We start from the raw sequence: 20,143 nt of genomic DNA, 5'->3' as shown, positions 1-20,143 counted from the left end.
TCCCGGAAAAAGATCCTCATGTTCGGCAATCTGCGAATCTCCTCCAAGCTCATGATCATGGTTGGCGTCGCGGTGCTCGGCATCGTCATCGTCGCGGGCGTCGGGTTGACCACGCTGCGCGCCAGCCTGCTCGAGGACCGCAAGGCCAAGCTGCAGGACCTCGTGACCCTGGCGCGGCAAGCCGTCGACCTCAACTACCAGGCCTCCAAGGCGGCCGGCCTGTCCGACACTGATGCCTTCGAGCGCGGCCGCGCGCTGCTGCGCACGCTGCGTTTCGGCCAGGGCGACTATTTCTATGCCTTCAATGCGCAAGGCCTGGTGCAGTCGCACCCCAATCCCAAGGTCGAGGGCCAGACCCTCTACAATTCACCCGACCCGGACGGCGTGCTGTTCACCAAGCTGCAGATCGAACGCGCGGCGCAGGGCGGCGGTTTCGTGAGCTACCGGTTCCAGAAGCCCGGCGGCACCGAGCCGCTGCCGAAAATCTCCTACGCGGTCGAGTTCAAGCCCTATGGCTGGACCATCGGCGGCGGCATCTATCTCGACGACGTCGACGCCATCTTCTGGAGCCAGGCGCGCTGGATCGGCGGGCTGGTCGCCGCCGCGCTGCTGCTCGTGATCGCGATGTGCCTGTTGCTCGGACGCAGCATCGTCAGACCGATCACCGGCATGACCGCGGCGATGCGCAAGATCGCCGCCGGCGATACCGCAACCTCGATCCCGGCGCAGGACCGCCGCGACGAAGTCGGCGCGATGGCGCAATCGGTCCAGGTGTTCAAGGACAGCATGATCGAGGCGGTGCGGCTGCGCGGCGAGCAGGACGAATTGAAGAAGCGTTCCGAGGCCGAGAAGCGCGGCTTCCTCGGCCGCATGGCCGACGAGTTCGAGAACGGCGTGCGCGCCTCGCTCGACGCGCTGGCCGGTGCTGCGGTCGAGCTGCGCGCGACCTCCAACAGCATGTCGACCGCCGCCGATGATGCCAGCCGGCAGGCGACCACGGTCGCCGCGGTGGCGCAGCAGGCCTCCGCCAATGTGCAGACGGTGGCGGCGGCGACCGAGGAACTGTCGTCGTCGGTCTCCGAGATCGGCCGCCAGGTCGCGCAGTCGACCGAGATCGCGCACAAGGCGGTCGAGGAAGCCAACCGCACCAACACCACGGTGCAGGGCCTCTCCGCCGCGGCGCAGAAGATCGGCGACGTGATCAATCTGATCAGCGACATCGCCAGCCAGACCAACCTCCTGGCGCTCAACGCCACGATCGAGGCGGCGCGCGCCGGCGAAGCCGGCCGCGGCTTTGCCGTGGTAGCGAGCGAGGTGAAGTCGCTGGCGAGCCAGACCGCCAAAGCCACCGAGGAAATCTCGGCCCAGGTCGCCGCGATGCAGGAAGCCACCACCGAAGCCGTGCATGCGATCGAGCATATCGGCGGCACCATCGGCGGTATCAACGAGATCACGGTCGCGATCGCCTCTGCGGTCGAGGAGCAGGGCTCGGCGACCCGCGAGATCGCCCGCAACGTGCAGGAGGCCGCGCGCGGCACCAGCGAAGTCTCGGGCAACATCGGCGTCGTCACCCGCGCCGCCGGCGAAACCGGCACCGCCGCCGGCCGCGTGCTGACCTCGGCGGAACAGCTCAACACCCAGGCGACCGCGCTGCGCCAGAAGGTCGACAGCTTCCTCGCCAACATCCGCGCGGCGTGAGACGACGGTCGCCCCCGAGTTGCCCGTCGGGTTGTTTTGCGCCTACGCAAGTGAAGCGGGCACAATGCCAGGGCTCCCTCTCCCCTTGCGGGAGAGGGTGGGGAGAGGGGTGGCCGCGGGCGAGATGGTGACATGAACATCGGTCTCGAAAAATCGCTTCTGTGGCTCGCGCGCAAATGGAGAGAGCACGTCGTGGGGTACCCCTCTCCCCAACCCTCCCCCGCAAGGGGGGAGGGAGCCTGAAGGGCGTGCTCACCTCACTCGTCGCAATCGTTCTGGGCGCGCTCGCCACGCGATGGCCGGGGAGCGTCATACAAATCAAGCTCCATTGCCGCTAACATCCCCGTGCAACATTTTCCGCGCGGCGGCGTTTGTTGCAGGTCGATTTTCTGGCTGGGGGACACAATGTCCGATTTCGTCATTGAGGAAGGGCTGCCCTATCCGCTGGGCGCCTCCTGGAGCGGCAACGGCACCAATTTTGCGGTGTTTTCCGCCAACGCCACCAAGGTCGAGCTCTGCCTGTTCGACGGCGCGCGCGAGACGCATCGCTTCGAGCTGCCGGAATACACCGACCAGGTGTTTCACGGCTTTGTCCATGGCGTGCAGCCGGGCACATTCTACGGCTATCGCGTCCATGGGCCCTATCAGCCCGACGGCGGCCACCGCTTCAACCCGAACAAGCTGCTGCTCGACCCCTATGCCCGTGCCCATGTCGGATCGTTGATCTGGAATCCGGCGGTGTTCGGCTACAGGATGGAGAGCGGCGACGACCTCACGTTCGACGAGCGCGACAGCGCGCCGTTCATGCCGAAATGCGTGGTGGTCGATCCCAATTTCGACTGGACCCAGGAACCGCAACGGCAGGAAGCGCACTGGGACGAGACCATCGTCTACGAGACGCACGTCAAGGGTTTTACCAAACGGCATCCCGGCATCGCCGAGAATCAGCGCGGCACCTATGCCGGCCTCGGCTCGAATGTGGCGATCGATTATCTGAAGGCGCTCGGCATCACCTCTGTCGAGCTGCTGCCGGTGCATTCCTTCGTCAACGACAGCAATCTGCTGGAGAAACACCTCACCAATTACTGGGGCTACAACACGATTGGCTTCTTCGCGGCCGATCCGCGCTATGCCGCCGACGTCGCGAACTGCCTGCGCGAGTTCAAGGAGATGGTGTCGCGGCTGCACGGCGCCGGCCTCGAGGTGATCCTCGACGTCGTCTACAACCACACCGCCGAAGGCAATGAGCGCGGGCCGACGCTGTCGTTCAAGGGCATCGACAACGCGAGCTATTACCGCCTGCTGCCCGACAAGCGCCGCTACTACATCAACGACACCGGCACCGGCAACACGGTGAACCTGTCGCATCCGCGGGTGATCCAGCTGGTGATGGACAGCCTGCGCTACTGGGCTGGCCACATGCATGTCGACGGCTTTCGCTTCGACCTCGGCACCATTCTGGCGCGCGAGGTCTATGGTTTCGACGAGCAGTCGGGCTTCCTGAAGGCGATGAACCAGGATCCGCTGCTCGCCACCGTCAAGCTGATCGCCGAGCCCTGGGATTGCGGCCCCGGCGGTTACCAGGTCGGCGGCTTCCCGCCGGGCTGGGCGGAGTGGAACGACAAGTACCGCAACACCGTGCGCGACTTCTGGCGCGGCGAGGCGCAGCCGGGCGCGCTGGCGCCACGGCTGCTCGGCTCGCACGACGTGTTCAACCGCGAGGGACGCCGCACCTGGGCGAGCGTCAACTTCATGACCGCCCATGACGGCTTCACGCTGAACGACTGGGCGAGCTACAACTTTAAGCACAACGAGGCCAATGGCGAGAACAACAACGACGGCTCGTCGGACAACCATTCCTGGAACTGCGGCGCCGAGGGCCCGACCGACGATCACGCGATTCTGAAACTGCGCGAACGCCAGAAGCGCAACATGCTGGCGACGCTGCTGGCCTCGCAGGGCACGCCGATGCTGCTCGGCGGCGACGAGTTCGGCCGCACCCAGCGCGGCAACAACAACGCCTATTGCCAGGACAACGAGATCTCGTGGTTCGACTGGAATTTGTCGGAGGCTGCCGAGAAGCAGCTCGCGTTCACCAAGCGTATGATCAAGCTGCGGCGCGACTATCCCATCCTGCGCCGCAGCCGCTTCCTCTCCGGCGACCGCGATGCGCAGCTCGATATTCGCGACATCGTCTGGATCAACACCTCGGGTGCCGAGATGACGCAGTCCGACTGGACCACCGGCTGGATCAAATGCTTCGGCGTGCTGCTCGACGGCCGCGCGCGCAAAACCGCGATCGCGCGCCAGGGCGAGGACGACACCGTTCTGATGATCCTCAACAGCTATGAGGGCGAGGTCGATTTCAAGCTGCCGCCGACATCGGCGGGTCCGCACTGGTCGCTGCTGCTGGATACCAGCGCGCCGGAGGAAACGGCGGGCGGCTCGCTCGAATTCGGCAGCACGTGCAAGGTGACGGGGCGTTCGTTCCTGCTGTTCACGGCCGGCGAAGCGAAGTGATCGTAGGGCGGATTAGCCGAAGGCGTAATCCGCCGCAGACCCGCGCCCGCACGCTGATGGCGGATTACGCTACGCTAATCCGCCCTACGGAGCCGTCTCGTCGCGTGCAACTCGCCGGTGCCGCTCCGCTGAATCAAGGCGCGAGCTCTGCGTTGACCTCGCCGAGCAGCGCCATGCCGCCCAAGCGGCCCAGCTCGTCCGAACACTTCGCGCTCTTGCCGTAGCAGCCGAACGCGACGGTGACGCGCGCCGACAGCGGTCCGATGCACGGCAAGCCGGTGTTGCCGAAAGTGGTCATGCACGGCACGACACGGCGTTCCTCGAATCTGAGGTCGCGAATGCGCGCGAGGATCTGCTCCTGCAGCCTGTCGGCCACGGCAACCGTGCCGCCCGATCTGAACCAGTCCTTGATGTCAGCCTCGCTCTCGAGCGGAATATCGACGGGATCGCCGCCGAGCTTGAGCCAGGTCTGGCCATCCGGATAGGCGATCGGCGGCAGAATATAGGGATTGTCGCCCTTCGGTCCGATGCAGCGCATCGACGGCATGCCGGCCAGGCGCTGCACCTCCGCCGCATCAAGCCGAAACAGGGCCACGGTCCGCGCATAGACGGTGAAGCCGAGGGATCGGCCGAGCAGCGATTGGGTGTGGCCGCCCGCGGCAACGAGGACGCGCTCGGCCTCAACGTCGCCGGATCGCGTCCGGATCGTCACACCGGAGCCGCTTTCGGAAATCCCCAGCGCAGGCTCGGCGATGACCCGCGCCCCGGCGCGCTGCGCCGCGATGGTCTGCGCCCGCACCAGGCGGCGCGGTGAGATGTAGCCGGCATCGCGCGGCTCGAAATAGCCCAGCATGGCCGCCGTCGATCGGAGATAGGGAAATCGCTCCGCCAGCCGCGCATCCTGATAGGCCTCGCAAGGAATGCCGTCCGCGGCACAGATGTCGCCGACCGAGGTGACGTCGCGGCTGTCGCTGCGGCCGACGTGAAGCGCGCCGGCTTCGCGGTAGAACTCCACGCCGCTTTCCGCAAGAATCTCGTCGTAGCGCGAGAGCGCCGCGCGATTCATTTGCCGCCAGAACGGGTGGGGATCGAACCAGCGCGTGATCCGGCCCTCGTCGTAATGGCTGCCGAAGACGCCGTCGTGATGCGCGAAGTCTGCCGGCTCATCGGGCCCGATCAGCGCAACCTCGTGGCCCATCTTGCTCAAATGGCGTGCCGCCGCCGCCCCGATCAGACCACGTCCGATCACCGCAAGTTTCATCGCTTCGTCCACGTCCACGGCCAGTCTTCTTGCTTGCACCTGTGGAGGCCATCGTCGTTCGGCGCGTCGGAGGTGTCAAATGCCTCCCCCCGCGACCCCGGCGGCCAATTGACATTCGCTCGCCGGCTGCCAGACTTCGGCAAAAATACAGGGTGGAGACCTCTGGATGGCCAACCTTTCGGCCTCGAATCATGTCGCCCGTGTTTTGTCGACGGCGAGCCAGGTGGCCGGCGTCGAGGCCGAGTCGCGGATCGCGGCCTCGTGGCGGCGCTGCGTGGTCAATCACAAGCTGGATCCGGCGCGGCGCGGGCCGCCGCAGACGCTGACCGAGGCCGAAATCCGCCACGTCGCCGAGCCGATGGAGGAGCTGATCCGGGTCGCGGTTCCCGAGCTCGAGGACCTGGCGCGCCTGCTGCGAGACTCCGGCTACTGCGTCAATCTCGCCGATCCCAACGCCACCATGCTGGTGAGCCGCCTGCCGGAAGGCGACTACGCGCGGATGTTCCTGGAGTGGAAGATCTACACCGGCTCGAACTTCGCCGAGACTTTTGAGGGCACCAATGGGCTCGGCACCGCGCTCGCCGAGCAGCGGCCGATCATCGTGCATGGCGACGAGCATTTTCGCGAGCAGTGGCACATGTTCACCTGCGCGGTGTCGCCGCTGTTCGACCATGCCGGCCGGCTCGCCGGCGCCGTCAACATCTCGTCCTGCCGCAGCGATCTCGGCCGCGGCGCGCATGAATTGGCGCTGGCGGTCACCACCGACGCGACGCGGCGGATCGAGCGCGCCTTCTTCCGCCGGCGTTATCGCGCGTCCTGGATCGCCACCCTGCCCGGCAGCGACGGACAGGGTATGCTGGCCTATGACGACGACCGCCGCGTCGTCGGCGCCTGCCGCAGCGCGCGGGCGGCGTTCGGCCTGACCGATGCGATGATATCCGACGGCATCGACCTGTCGCGCCTGATCCAGCTCGACGAGCGCGCGGCGCCGAGCTCGGAGGAGCGCGTCGCGCTGCGCCGCGCCGACGGCTCGCCGTGGGGCCATGGCCGCATCGCGCCGCCGCTGCGCGCACGATCCTCCCGTCCAGCGCCGGCGCCGTCGCGCGACAAGCCGGCGGGACGGTTCGATGGCCTGCACCGGCTTGCGGGCCGCGATCCCGTGCTGATCAAGGGCGTGAAGCGGCTGCTGACGGTCGGCAATCTCGATCTGCCGATCCTGCTGCATGGCGAGACCGGCGCCGGCAAGGACGTGTTCGCGCGCGCCATCCACGCCGCCAGCAACCGCGCCGCCAACAACTATGTCGCGCTGAACTGCGCGGCGATGCCGGAAAGCCTGATCGATGCCGAGTTGTTCGGCTACGAGGCCGGCGCCTTCACCGGCGCGCGGCGCGAGGGCTCGAAGGGACTGATCGTGCAGGCGAGCGGCGGCACGCTGTTCCTCGACGAGATCGGCGACATGCCGCTGGCGCTGCAGACGCGGCTGTTGCGCGTGCTTGAGAACCGCGAAGTGTGGCCGCTCGGTGCGCTCAAACCCGTGCCGGTCGACATCCGCCTGATCAGCGCCACCCACCGCGACCTCGCGCAGATGGCCGAGGACGGCAGCTTCCGCGCCGACCTGTATTACCGGCTGCGCGGCATGGAGGTGCGGCTGCCGGCGCTGCGCGAGCGCGCCGACAAGCGCGAGGTGATCGCGCAGATCGCCGACGAGGAAGCCCCGCACTGCCGCATCGCGCCCGACGCCTGGGCGCAGCTGATGGCCTATCCGTTCCCCGGCAACATGCGCCAGCTCCGCCACGTGCTGCGGCTCGCCGGATGCACCGCGGAAGGCGGCGTCATCAGCGACGCTGATCTCGATCTGCCCGTTGGCGGACGGTCGGCCGTGGCCGATCACGACGCGGCCGAGCGCGCGATGATCGAGAACGCGCTGCGTGCGAGCGGCGGGCGCGTCGCGGAGGCGGCGAAGGCGCTGAAGCTCAGCCGCGCGACGCTGTACCGCAAGATCAAGGCGCTGAAGATCGCGCTGGACGGCTAAGGCGTGATGAAATCGGGTTGAATTGCGGCCGCGAGGGCCCCGGGCTCTCGCTCCCGGGACCGTCGGAGCGGCGCGCGACCAAAATGCTGAAAAACAACCCCATGCAAAGTAGCCGGCAGCCGGCGTTCGACGTGGGCCACTTGACACGTCGGGCAACTCAGGGGTACTATTCCAATATTCCGAAATCGCGCCAACGTCGCCCCCTCACCCCCGCAAGCGGGAGAGACGAAGCGTCTCCGTGCGGTACCAGCTTGGGGTGACGGTGAGGGATTGTACGCAATTCTATCCTCCGTCATTGCGAGCGAAGCGAAGCAATCCATCGCGCCGCATATGTGGTGGCATGGATTGCTTCGCTTCGCTCGCAATGACGGCTGCATTTCCTCGCCGGCACAGGGTGACGGGTTGGTTTACTCAACTTGCTCGGTGTCATCACCCGCGCATGCGGGTGATCCAGTATTCCAGAGACAGCAGTGCTTGAACCGAGAGGCCGCGGCGTACTGGATCGCCCGGTCCATGTGCGCAATTGCGCACAGGCCGGGCGATGACAGCGGTGGATGAGGACAAAGCTTCACCCCCTCTCAGCCGCGGCGCTTTTTCTTCTTCTTTCCGGACGCAGCTTTTGTCGGCCACGACGTGACGCCGACCGCTGCGCCGGTGTGATCGGACTTGTTGCGATGCTTGTTCTTTTTCCCGGGAGGCCGCTCGTCGGCAAATTTCGGGCCGCTCTCGCGCGATGGCTTGCCGTGGTGCTTCGGCCGTGCCGCCTCGCGCGGCCGCTCGTCTCGACGCGTGTCGCGATCCATATCGCCGGCCTCGCGCCGCGGCGCGTGCGAGCGCTTGTCCGGCGGCGCTTCGGCTTGCGGCGCGCCGGCCAGCGGCTCGATGCGGATGCTGTCTTCCTTGTCGGGTCGCTGGATCTTGACCGCGAAGGAGTCGGCGACGCGCGCCGAAATCTCGAACTCGGTGACCGTGTCCATGATCTTGATCGCGCCGATGTCGCGCTTGTCGATGCCGCCGCGGCGGCAGATCATCGGCAGCAGCCAGCGCGCTTCGGCGTTCTTGCGCCGCCCGATCGCAGCGCGGAACCAGACGCTGGCCTCTTCCATGCCGTGGCGCGGCGAGGATTTGCCCGGCTTCGATCGCGGCCGCTCCGGCCGGTCATCGCCGCGCGCACGCGCCTTGTCGCGGCCGCGATCGTCGCGCGACCGGATCTCGCCGGGATCGATGATATCCTCGGGCGCCGGCAACCGCGCGCGATAGAGCCGCGCCAGCGCCGCGGCGATCTGCTCCGCGGACCGCTCGGCCAGCAGCGCCTGCGCCAGCACCAGATCGTCGGCGGTCGCCTCCTCGGAAAACACCGCGTCCTTCAGCATGCGGTCATGATCGAGCTTGCGGATATCGTCGGCCTGCGGCGCGGTGCCCCAGAGCGCATCGATGCCGGACAGATCGAGCAGCGTTTCGGCGCGCCGCCGCCGTGCCGGCGGCACCAGCAGCACGCTGACGCCCTTGCGGCCGGCGCGGCCGGTGCGGCCGGAGCGATGCTGCATCACCTCCGGGTCGTTCGGCAGGTCGGCATGGATGACGAGGTCGAGGCTCGGCAGATCGATGCCGCGCGCCGCCACGTCGGTCGCGACGCAGACCCGCGAGCGTCCATCACGCAACGACTGCAGCGCCTGAGTACGCTCGTTCTGGGTCAACTCGCCCGACAGTGCGACCACGGCAAAGCCGCGCTCCAGCAATGCGGCCTGCAGATGCCGGACCGCGTCGCGCGTGTTGCAAAACACCAGCGCGCTCGGCGCCTCGAAGAAGCGCAGCACGTTGACGACGGCGTGCTCGACGTCGCCGGGCGCGATCCGGATCGCGCGGTAGTCGATGTCGGCATGACCGCCCTCGTCGCCCGCGACCTCGATCCGAAACGCGTCCTGCTGATACTGTTTTGCCAATGCGACGATGCCGCGCGGAAACGTCGCCGAGAACAGCAGGGTACGGCGCGCCTCCGGCGTCGATTCCAGGATGAATTCCATGTCCTCGCGAAAGCCGAGATTGAGCATCTCGTCGGCCTCGTCGAGCACCACGGCTTTCAACTCCGAGGTGTCGAGATGGCCGCGGCGCAGATGATCGCACAGGCGCCCGGGCGTCCCGACCACGATGTGCGCGCCGGCGGCCAGCTCGCGCTGCTCGCGCCGCGGGTCCATGCCGCCGACGCAGGACACGACGCGCGCATCGGCATGCCCATAGAGCCAGGCGAGTTCGCGGTGGACCTGCAAAGCAAGCTCGCGGGTCGGCGCGACGATCAGCGCAAGCGGCGCAGCCGCGCGCGCGAAGCGCTCGGCCTCGGCCAGCAGATCGCTGGCCATCGCGAGCCCGTAGGCGACGGTCTTGCCGGAGCCGGTCTGCGCCGACACCAGCAGGTCGCGGCCGACGGCCTCATTGGCAAGGACGGCGGTCTGAACCGGGGTCGGCCGATCGTAGCTGCGCTCGGCAAGCGCCCGCGCGAGCGGCGGACTGGTGGTCGGGAATGACACGGGAAAAACCTTGGTTGGCGCGGCGCACGGCGCCGCGTGACATGAAGCGGCGGGTCCGGCAAATGGCACGGCCGCGCGCGTAGCGATTTGTGATTTCGGCTGCTTTACGCCAAACCCGGCCAAATCACCATGCCCCGGGGGCAAAAAAGCCCGCGCCGGAGCCAGATTTGATCGAGCGTGCCGGCCCCGGAGGCGGCCAAGGGGTGTACTCAGCCAATTCGGCTTTCCCCCTAAAACCGGACATTGTCGGGTGACGACGGCATGTCGGCTTTCTTCGGCAGATCCCGGGCAGCGTGCGGACCAATGCTCCGCAGCAGGCAGGCGCTGCCATTGGACTCAATCCGGGCGCTGTTTGAGGACGAAGGTGTTGGTCCCCAGACGCGATCGCCCCGTCCGCTCAAATAGACAGCTATGGTGTGCAACACGGGTCGGTTGAGAGCGCCGATCGAGCGACGTAGTCTTTCTCGCCCCGGCTATTTCGACCAGGCGAGGTGGCCAGCACACATCCCTTGGCGCGCGCTTGACAGCTCGCTTACATTTTCTTCGCTGGCAGCTTATCTTTGGATTTCAGAGGTAGCCGCGAGAGGGAATGCAGCTTGCGTTTTCTTTTTGAGGATTACGCATTGGATACCGACAGGCGCGAACTGCAGCGCGCGACGGACGTGGTTGTTGTCACACCCCTGGTGTTCGATCTGCTTGAATACCTGATCCGAAACCGAGAGCGCGTCGTCAGCAAGGACGATCTCATCAACGCGATCTGGAAGGGCCGCATCGTCTCGGATGCTGCGCTGACGACTCGACTCAACGCCGCCCGGCGCGCAATCGGCGACTCCGGCGAGAAACAGCACTTGATCAAAACATTGCCGCGCAAGGGTTTCCGCTTCGTTTGCGCAGTGAAGGAAGACCGGAGGCCCGCAAATGAGACGATTGGCCCAATTGAGCGAACCGGCGAAGCGCCGCCGCGCCTGTCCATCGTCGTGCTACCCTTCGCGAACCTGAGCGGTGATCGTGAGCAGGACTATTTCGCGGACGGTATAACCGAGAGTCTGACCACGGACCTGTCGCGCATCGGTGGTTCATTTGTAATGGCACAGAACAGCGCCGTCTCATACAAGGGCAGAGCTGTCGATGTGCGCCAAGTCGGCCGCGAATTGAATGTTCGCTACGTGCTCGAAGGCTCAGTGCAACGCAGCGGCAAGCGACTTCGGATGAATGTTCAGCTGATCGATGCCAGGAGCGGCCAGCATCTTTGGGCCGAGCGCTTCGAGAAGCCTGTCGTCGACCTGTTCGATATGCAGGACGAAATCGTGTCGAGGCTCGCCGGTACATTAGGTGCCCAGCTCATCGAGGCTGAGGCGCGACGAGCCGAGCATACGCTGCATCCCGACGCGATGGACTTGTGCTTCCAGGGCCGGGCCTGGTTGATGAAGGGGATTAGCCTTGAATGCGTGACGCAAGCGCGGGGCTTCTTCGAACGCTCGCTAGAGTTCGATCCCGGCAACGTCGAAGCAATGATTGGTCTGGCAAATGTTGATACGGTAGTTGGAGGTAGCTTTACGACGGATGATGGGCCCGCGCGGCTTGCGGCGGCCGAGGCGATGGTGAACAAAGTATTGTCGATTAGGCCGAACAGTGCCTCAGCCCACATGGCTCGGGGTTGGGTCCAGACCTTTACGAACCGGGCCGCCCAAGGCATCCGTGAGTTCGAACATGCGTTGGCGCTGGCTCCGAATTTGGTCCTCGCTCATGCTGCCCTTGGTTTCGCCAAATCCTACATAGGTCGCGCTACCGAGACCGAAGGCCATATACTCGAAGCTTTACGGCTCTCTCCTCGCGACGTTTTCGCCTACCAGTGGGCGTGTTTTGCGGGCGTGGCCAAGCTGCTGCTTGGTTCAGACGTCGAAGCCGTCAGTTGGCTGCGACGAAGCACCGAGGCGAACCGTAACTTTCATCTCGCTCATTTATCGCTCGCCGCTGCCTTGGCCTTGACCGGCGCGCGCGATGAGGCGCGAACTGCTGCGAGAACGGGACTTGCGCTCAACTCAGGTTTCACCATTCGTCGCTTGCTCGCAGCTCAACAAAGCGACAATCCAGTTTACCTTGCCGGGCTGCAGCGCTTGTGTGAAGGCTGGCGCCTCGCTGGCGTGCCGGAAGGGTGATCGGCGCTTCGGGGCAGCAGCCGACTCCAGCGCGTTCCTGCCTGCGTCGGTTTTGGGCGCGATGGACGCTGCTTTGATAGAGTTGCGCGCAGGTCCGCCTTTCGATCGGGCCAGTAGAGAGGCCGTCAACCGGGTTCAGAACGGATAATCAGCCCTTCGCCCGCGCGCGGCGCAGCCATTCGTTCAGGTCGATGCGGCCGAGGCGGGCGTCGCCGAGCGGCACCAGCGAAAGCTGCTCGACGCGGCCGCCCCAGTAGAGGGCATCGGGGTCGCGCACGACCTGGCGCGGGTCGCCGACAGCCTTCAGGTAGCGGGTGACGATTTCGTCCAACGGCGCCCGGTCGGGGCCGGCAATGTCGACGATGCCGTTGCGTGGCGGCTCCAGCGCGATATCCGCGACCATGGCGGACACCTCTTCCGCCGCGATCGGCTGGAACAGGCCGGGCGAGAGTTTCACGGTGTTGCCGACCGCGCCTGCGTCGGCGATGGCGCCGATGAATTCCATGAACTGGGTGGCGCGGATGATCGTATACGGAATCCCTGACGCCTCGATCAGCTTCTCCTGCGCGACCTTGGCGCGGAAGTAGCCGTTCTCGGGCGTGCGGTCGGTGTTGACGATGGAGAGCGCGACGTGATGCCGGACACCTGCGGCGGACTCGGCCGCGAGCAGGTTGCGGCCTGCGGTCTCGAAGAATTCCAGCACCGCGTTGTTCTCGAACGAGGGCGAGTTGGCGAGGTCGATCACGACCGCAGCGCCGGCCATGGCCTCCTTGAGGCCCTCGCCGGTGATGACGTTGATCCCGCTCTTGGACGACGCGGCGACCACCTCGTGGCCGCGCTCGCGCAGGATTGCGACTGTCTTGGAGCCGATCAGGCCGGTCCCGCCGATCACGACGATCTTCATGGTTGATGCTCCCGTATCCTGAGAGGTTGTGCACCTTTAGGCCCCGTCATTGCGAGGAGCTCGCGACAAAATTGCAGAGCAATTTTGCGCTGAAGCGACGAAGCAATCCATTCCTCCGCATATGCTGCGCGATGGATTGCTTCGCTTCGCTCGCAATGACGAGGATAGACCCGTCATCCTGAGACCCGCCTGCGCCTCGGTCTGTCGGCGCCACCCGCGGGAGCACCATACCATGACGCCCGGATTTTCGACCGGTCAGCATTGCTGATCGTTTATGGACGACATCAAACGTCACAAAGCCGGTCCGCCGACGTACAATGATGGAACGACCGTCATATTTCCCGTCATGCGCAAATGGTGATATCGTGTTCACTTTCATCGACGACACGGAGCGGGTCCCATGACGCGGTTTCCTCTCACTGTGGTCCTTGGCCTGGTTGCCGCGACCATTTCGCAACCTGCCGCCGCACATTCGGCCGAACAACAGCTCGGCACCGTGCATTTCGCAACGACCTGCACGCCGCCGGCGCAGGAGCTGTTCGATCAGGCGATGCGGTATCAGCACTCGTTCTGGTACAGCGCATCGCGACGCACCTTCGAGGAGGCGCTCAAGGAAGACCCGCAATGCGGCATCGCCTATTGGGGGATCGCGCTCAGCTATCTCTACAATCCGCACGCGCCGCCGCCGCCGGAGAACCTTCCGCTCGGGCTAGAGGCGGTGAAGAAGGGCCAGGCGGTGGGTGCGAAGACGGACCGCGAGCGGGATTACATCGATGCAATCGCCGCGATGTATGTCGACTACGACAAGGTCGATCACCGCACGCGCGTGCAGCGATTCCTCGCCGCCGAAGAGCAGGTGGCGGCCCGCTATGCCGACGATGACGAGGCGCAGATCGCCTATGCGATCACGCTCAACGTCGCGGCCCTGCCGACCGACAAGACCTATGCCAACCAGCTGAAGGGCGCGGCGCTGCTGGAGCCGATCTTCAAACGCCAGCCCGACCATCCGGGCGTCGCCCACTACCTGATCCATCTCTACGACTATCCGGCGCTGGCGGAGAAAGGCCTCGACGCGGCGACGCGTTATTCGAAGATCGCGGCCCATGCGCCGCATGCCCAGCACATGCCGTCGCATATCTTCACCCGGGTCGGCTACTGGAAGGAGTCGATCGCCTCTAACAAGGAATCGGCGCGGATCGCCAGGGAGGACGGCGAGCAGCAGGATCAGGCCCACGCCATGGACTACCTCGTCTATGCCTACCTCCAGCTCGGCCAGGACGAGGAGGCGCGCGCCGTCGTCGACGAACTCGGCCAGATGCAATTCAGGCTCGAGCGGTTCGCCGGGCCGTACGCGGTGGCGGCGAGCCAGGCGCGCTATGTGTTCGAACGCGGCGACTGGAAGGCCGCCGCCGCGCTGCAGCCGAAGCAGACTAAATACGCCTACGCGGATGCGATCACCTATTTTGCGCGGGCGGTCGGCGCCGCGCGCTCCGGTGATCCGGCTGCCGCCCAGGGCGATGTCGCCAAGCTCGCCGAGCTGCGCGACAAGCTGAAGGACGCGAAGGACGCCTACTGGTCCAACATCGTCGACATCCAGCGCCAGGTCGCGAGCGCATGGATCCTCTACGCTGAGGGCAAGCACGACGCGGCGCTCGAGGCGATGAATGCCGCCGCGGAGGCGGAAGACAAGACCGACAAGCATCCGGTGACGCCGGGGCCGCTGGCGCCGGCGCGCGAGCTTTACGGGGCCATGCTGCTCGACGATGGCAAGCCCAAGGAAGCGCTTGCCGCCTATGAGGCCGTGCTGAAGAAGGAGCCCAACCGGCTGGCGGCCTATGTCGGGATGAGCAAGAGCGCCAAGGCGGCCGGCGACCAGGCCAAGACCGGGGAATGCGCGGCGCAGATCGCCCGGCTCACCGCGGATGCCAACGTCTCGCGGCCGGAGCTGATCGAGCTCCGGCAGACCACCGGAAGCAAGCTGTGATGCGACCGACCATCAGGCGCGACGGTTGGGCGGTGCTAGTCGGCACCGTCGCGCTCTGTCTTTGTCACGCCCCTCGGCTCAACGCGATGGAGTTTCTCGCGCAGGCAGGCGTGCTGGGCGAATGGGAATTGACCGGCAACCTGACCGAAAGCCAGCCGGGACCGGGCAAGCATTTTTCCGGTCCGCTGAAGATGAAGCACGTCGGGATCTGCACCCAGGACGGTCCGGACGAACGCGCCGGGGAAATCAGGCTGCAATTCGCCGGCTCCGACTCACAGGTGACGGCGGAGCTGGTGCTGGACGACGCCCCCTGCAAGTACAGCGCCCGCAAGACGCACGCCTATGAGGGCACGCTGTCGTGCGCGGGGCGCGCGCCGGTCCCGATGCTGGTGTGGCTGAGATAGGCCGAGCGTGAAGAGATTAGGCCGATCTGGAGCAGCAGCGGAGGTTCACCTCTCCCTTGGGAGAGGTCGGATCGCATCAAAGATGCGATCCGGGTGAGGGGTTACGGTCCCTCGTTAGAGCTGCGGCCCCTCACCCGATTTGCTGCGCAAATCGACCTCTCCCCGTCGGGGAGAGGTGGACCGAACCCGCGGTCGAAACGATTCAATCTTACTTCATTCCGCGCTGGGCGAAGGCTCAGGAGAACTCGTTCCAGCTGATGCGACGGGCGTCGAGGTCGCCGAGCACCACCGGATCGTGGATGTTGCGCACGCTCTGAAAACCGCTGCGCAGGTAGATCAGCGGATCGACCGCCGTGGCGGCGCGCACGTGCTTGACCTCGCCGATGAAGACCGAGTGCGTCTTGGTTTCCAGCTCCTGGGTCAGCACGCAGTCGAACGCCGCGACCGCGTCCTCCAGCACCGGAGCGCCGGTCGCGCCGACCGTCCAGTTGCCGAAGGCGAAGCGGTCGTCGCCGTTGACGCCCTTCTGGCCGGAGAAGGTCAGCGCCAGCAGCGCATGATCCTCGTTCAGGAAGTTGATGACGAAATGGCGCTCCTCGCGGATGCGCGCGTGGGCGCTGGCATTCCGGTTAACGCAAACCAGGACCGAGGGCGGATTGTCCGACAGCGAGCAGGCCGAAGTCACGGTCAGCCCGGTGCGCTGCCCAGCCTCCCGGCCGACCGTCACCAGCGCAACCGCGCCGGCGCAATGGCGCATCGCCTGCTTGAAACTCTGTGCGTCGACCGTCATTCCGCCAACCCCGGTAGCAAAAACTCCGCTTAAGATATGGAACACGGGGTGCGAGGCAAGCCCCGCACCCCGCGCAGCTGTCATGCAGCCTTCTCGAACTCGGCGCCGAGATGCTTGAGCTTCGGCATCACCTCGTTCTTGAGCAGGTCCAGCGAGTGCCGCCAGGCTTCCGGCTTGTGCTTGTAGTCGAAGCCGAACACCAGGAGCACGCCGAAACCGCCGACCTCCTGGTAGATTTGCTCGATCTTCTCGGTGACGGTCTTGGGCGAGCCGACGATCCAATTCCGGCGCGCGCAATATTCGACGGTGACATCGCTGTCAGGCACGTCGGGCGCGTGCTTCAGATAGTCCTTGAAGCCGAAATGGCCGAGCAGCGGCAGGAAATATTCGCTCATCATCCGGCCCATCATGTCGCCGGTGGAGAGCCGCCACGCCTCCTCGTCGGTGTCGGCGACGAACACCTCGCGCACCAGCCGCCAGTCCTTGCGGCTCGGCTTGCGGCCGGTCTTGGCCGCGCCGGCTTCCACCGAGTCCCAATGGCTGCCGACATAGGCCGGGTTGAGGTTGAGGCTCATCGGGATGAAGCCGCGTTCGCCGGCAAGTTTGAGGGTGTCAGAATTCTTCGACAGGCCCGCGACGCCGATCGGCGGATGCGGCGCTTGCAGCGGCTTGATGTGCGGCTTGAGGAAATCGAACATCGTGTCCGGTTTCGTCACCGTCCAGAACTTGCCCTTGTGGGTCCAGGGCCCCGGCTCGGTCCACATCTTCAAGATGATCTCCAGCGCCTCGCGGGTCATGTCGCGGTTCTGGCCGGACATGCCGTCGACGTTGAACATCGCCCAGTCGCTCGGCAGTCCGCTGGCCGCGACGCCGAAATTCATCCGCCCGTTGGAGAGGTGATCGAGCATCGCGACGCGATTGGCGAGTTCGGCCGGGTGATGATAGGGCAGCAGGAAGCCGCCGGGGCCGATGCGCAGATTCTTGGTCTGCATCAGCGCCTGCGCCATCAACAGATCCGGCGACGGATGCGGCTCCCACGGCGCGGTGTGGTGCTCGCCGATCCAGGCTTCCTGGTAGCCGAGCTCATCGAGCCAGCGCAGGGTCTGCAGGTCCCAGTCGTGGCCCTCCTTCAATCCGCACTCCGGCGGATGCGAGGGCATGGTGAAATAGCCAAGCTCCATGTGCGTTTCCTTCTGGCTTTACGGTTGAGATGCAATGCGTCTTGCCGCGCATTCGAAGAGCTGCGTGAGCAAGCGCTGTGCCAGCGAGGAAATCGGAAGAATGGCGGAGATCGCCGGGCTTTTCGGCCGGTTGCGGCCGATCCGCGGACTGAAGCGGACGCCTTCCGTCTCAGCGTCGCGAGACGTGTCGCAGCGCTGAGACGACCGCGCTGCGCCGCTCAGCTGGCGGCGCGGCGCGGCCGCGCGTCGGCGTCCGGCTCCGCAGGTGGAGGGATCTGCATCAGGATGGTCTGGCCCATCGAGGCGATCTCGATGCCTTCCTCCTGGAAGCGGCGCTTCATGCGGCGGTTGAACTCGCGCTGCACCGACCAGCGGCCGCCATCGGTGCACCGGATCTGGCCGACGATCGTCACCATCGAGCCGTCGACCTTGTCGACGCCCCACAATTCGAGATCGCCGCGGATCAGCGCGCGATACGCGGTTTCCTGGCGCATCTCGGCGACGATGTCCTTCAATATCTCGCCGGCGCGATCGGTGTCCTCCTTGTAGGAGACGTTGACGCTGACCGACGCATTGCCGGCGCCGCGGCTGGCATTGGTGATCGTGGTCACCGCGCTGAACGGCACGACATGCACCGAGCCATCGCCGGCGCGCAGCCGCATGGTGCGGATCGAGACGTTCTCGACCACGCCCGACAGCCCCGACACCGTGACGTTGTCGCCGACCTGCACCGTGTTCTCGATCAGGAGGAACAGCCCGGTGATCAGGTCCTGCACCAGTTTTTGCGAGCCGAAGCCGATCGCGATGCCGACGATGCCGGCGCCGGCGAGCAGCGGCGCCACATTGACGCCGATCTCGCTCAGCGCGGTGAGGCCGACCACCGCGACGATGACGCAGAACAGCGCGGTGCGCAGCATCGGCTGGAAGGTGCGGAGCCGCGCGGCACGGGCAAAATGCCCCTCGCGCGACAGCGTGTTGATCTGGCGGTCCATCAGCGCATTGGCGACCTCCCAGATCACGGCGGCGGCGAGCGCGGCGATCCCGATCGTCACCAGCGCCGAGATCAGGCGGGAGCCGATCTGGCCGCCATAGAACCAGACGATGGCGTCGACGCCCCAGACCTCCAGCAGCGCGACGAAGCCGATAAAGGCGATCACCGCCGACACCACCCGGCGCAGCAGCGGCAGATAGCGATTGGCGCGCGACTCCAGCCCCGGGAAGCGTTGCAGCAGATCCGGCGAGATGCGGAAGCCGCGGTCGATCAGGCTCAGCACCACCATGGTGACGAGACGGGTGATCAGGAGCACCGCGATGGTGCCGACGAAATATTGCAGCAGCAGCGAATAGCCGTTGCGGATGTTGAGCGCCCACACCGCCCACAGCGCGAGATCGAGCGCGATCGCCAGCACGTGCCAGAGGCCGGCGACGCGGTTGCGGATCCGCGCCGCGACGCCGACGCGATCGGCCGGCGCGCGGATGGCGTCGGCGACCTGGCGGCGGCACTGCAGGATGATGACGACGATGAACAGATGCACGACCAGCATCACCAGCCGCAGGATCGCGGCATAGCCGGCGCGCGACAGCCCGAGCAGCAGCGCGACATTGGCAAAGGCGATGCCGGACACGCCGACGGCGACGATGCGGCGGGCCCAGATCTCGATATAGGCCGCGGTCTCGGCGCGAACCCGAAACAGCCCGAACGGGCCGGCCAGCGCCCGCACTGCGCAGATCAGCGCGCGCGAGAACGCGTAGGCGTTGACCACGGCAAGGATCACGAGGCGCGTGGTCGACTGGTCGCCGATCTCGGTGCCGAGCAGCATGGTGGCAAGGCCGACAAAGGCGACCACCGGCAGCAATTCGAGCACCAGCCGTCCGAGCACGAAGGGCAGCCGGATCAGCGACTGCCAGGCCCGCGCCAGGCTGAGCCGGCGGCGCTGCAGCTCGCCCTGCGGCGTGACATCGGCCACCGAGGACGGCGGATCGACGCTCGCCAGCGTCTGCACCGGCACGCGCGCGGTCTGCGGCAGCCGCTGCTCCAGAAACGCCACCGGCCGCTTGATCAGGCGAAACACCACCCATTCGGCGGCGAGCGCGCAGCCGAACACCAGCGCCAGCTTCCAGGCGATATCGATCAACTGGCCGTAGGCGGCCGGATCATTGGCGGTGCGCAGGAACCAGTAATAAAAAGCGGGGAAATGCGTCAGCGTGCGCGCGACGTCGGCGACCTGGCTCGAGACCTCGGTGACCTGCTCCGACACCATCAACAGCAGTTGCGCGCCGAGACTGTCGGCGGACAGCGGGATCGGGGACGGCTCCGGCGCAGGCTGCGCGCTCTGCGCGGCCTGCGGCGAGGCGGTGGCGATCGCGCGCAGCGTGTTGATGATCTCGCCGCGTTTCTTGTCGTCCTGCAGCGTGTCGAGCGCGCGCTTCGCCTGTTCGGGCGTCAGCGCATCGCTGGTATTTTGTTGCGGCGGCGCCGGCTTGGCGGGCGGCTGCGCGACGGCAGGAGAAAGCAACAGCGTGAAGACGAGAAGGATCGCAAAACCAAGTTTGTGCGACACGAGAGCCTCATAAAATAATTGCGCGACGGAAGATTCGCTTGAAGTCGAATCCCCCCTCGCGCGCTGGCCATGTCGATCGCCCCTTTTCGCCCCGATGATGTGTCGGAAGTTTGCCGCTGGGGCG

General features: G+C 66.0%; 12 protein-coding genes. 6 read left to right on the top strand and 6 right to left on the bottom strand.

Going from position 1 to position 20,143, the window contains the following annotated elements:
- Positions 1-18: 18 nt before the first annotated feature.
- Together XH93_RS03800 and glgX are read left to right on the top strand one after the other, a co-directional pair.
- Entirely contained in the window at positions 19-1,698 is a 1,680-nt protein-coding gene (locus XH93_RS03800) for a methyl-accepting chemotaxis protein (RefSeq protein ID WP_194472447.1), read from the top strand.
- Between the two features lie 405 nt (positions 1,699-2,103).
- The gene (gene glgX, locus XH93_RS03795) at positions 2,104-4,218 is read left to right on the top strand and encodes a glycogen debranching protein GlgX (RefSeq protein ID WP_194472441.1); all 2,115 of its coding nucleotides are present in this window, start codon (positions 2,104-2,106) and stop codon (positions 4,216-4,218) included.
- 133 nt (positions 4,219-4,351) lie between these two features.
- Here glgX and XH93_RS03790 read toward each other — a convergent pair whose 3' ends face one another.
- Positions 4,352-5,497: an FAD-binding oxidoreductase gene (locus tag XH93_RS03790; protein ID WP_210340437.1), complete on the bottom strand. Its 1,146-nt coding sequence runs from the start codon at positions 5,495-5,497 to the stop codon at positions 4,352-4,354.
- 148 nt (positions 5,498-5,645) lie between these two features.
- Between XH93_RS03790 and XH93_RS03785 the strand changes: the two genes are divergently transcribed.
- Positions 5,646-7,511: a sigma-54-dependent Fis family transcriptional regulator gene (locus XH93_RS03785; RefSeq protein WP_194472440.1), complete on the top strand. Its 1,866-nt coding sequence runs from the start codon at positions 5,646-5,648 to the stop codon at positions 7,509-7,511.
- A 578-nt stretch (positions 7,512-8,089) separates the two neighbouring features.
- On the opposite strand, the gene XH93_RS03780 is transcribed toward XH93_RS03785, so the two are convergent.
- The gene (locus XH93_RS03780; protein WP_194472439.1) at positions 8,090-10,036 is read right to left on the bottom strand and encodes a DEAD/DEAH box helicase; all 1,947 of its coding nucleotides are present in this window, start codon (positions 10,034-10,036) and stop codon (positions 8,090-8,092) included.
- A gap of 596 nt (positions 10,037-10,632) precedes the next feature.
- On the opposite strand from XH93_RS03780, the gene XH93_RS03775 reads away from it, so the two are divergent.
- Entirely contained in the window at positions 10,633-12,195 is a 1,563-nt protein-coding gene (locus XH93_RS03775) for a winged helix-turn-helix domain-containing protein (RefSeq protein ID WP_194472438.1), read from the top strand.
- Positions 12,196-12,343: 148 nt separating this feature from the next.
- On the opposite strand, the gene XH93_RS03770 is transcribed toward XH93_RS03775, so the two are convergent.
- Entirely contained in the window at positions 12,344-13,099 is a 756-nt protein-coding gene (locus XH93_RS03770; RefSeq protein WP_194472437.1) for an SDR family oxidoreductase, read from the bottom strand.
- 400 nt (positions 13,100-13,499) lie between these two features.
- Here XH93_RS03770 and XH93_RS03765 point away from each other — a divergent pair, with 400 nt between their 5' ends.
- Together XH93_RS03765 and XH93_RS03760 are read left to right on the top strand one after the other, a co-directional pair.
- A complete protein-coding gene (locus XH93_RS03765) occupies positions 13,500-15,083 on the top strand; it encodes a lipopolysaccharide assembly protein LapB (RefSeq protein WP_246799478.1) in 1,584 nt (527 codons plus the stop codon).
- A complete protein-coding gene (locus XH93_RS03760) occupies positions 15,083-15,487 on the top strand; it encodes a hypothetical protein (RefSeq protein WP_194474981.1) in 405 nt (134 codons plus the stop codon). Before XH93_RS03765 ends, XH93_RS03760 begins: the two co-directional genes overlap by 1 nt.
- 235 nt (positions 15,488-15,722) lie before the next feature.
- On the opposite strand, the gene XH93_RS03755 is transcribed toward XH93_RS03760, so the two are convergent.
- The 3 genes from XH93_RS03755 to XH93_RS03745 form a co-directional block, all read right to left on the bottom strand.
- Entirely contained in the window at positions 15,723-16,277 is a 555-nt protein-coding gene (locus tag XH93_RS03755) for a flavin reductase family protein (protein ID WP_194472436.1), read from the bottom strand.
- A gap of 80 nt (positions 16,278-16,357) precedes the next feature.
- Positions 16,358-17,458, bottom strand: coding sequence for an LLM class flavin-dependent oxidoreductase (locus XH93_RS03750; protein ID WP_139858695.1), 1,101 nt, complete (start codon positions 17,456-17,458; stop codon positions 16,358-16,360).
- Positions 17,459-17,676: 218 nt separating this feature from the next.
- Complete coding sequence (locus XH93_RS03745) at positions 17,677-20,019, bottom strand: mechanosensitive ion channel domain-containing protein (protein WP_194472435.1); 2,343 nt, start codon at positions 20,017-20,019, stop codon at positions 17,677-17,679.
- Positions 20,020-20,143 lie beyond the last annotated feature (124 nt).

Source organism: Bradyrhizobium sp. CCBAU 51753, from assembly GCF_015291565.1.
Classification (GTDB): Bacteria; Pseudomonadota; Alphaproteobacteria; order Rhizobiales; family Xanthobacteraceae; genus Bradyrhizobium; species Bradyrhizobium ivorense.
The sequence above is the reverse complement of the archived record's forward strand: the minus strand, read 5'-3'. Positions and strand labels throughout refer to the sequence as shown.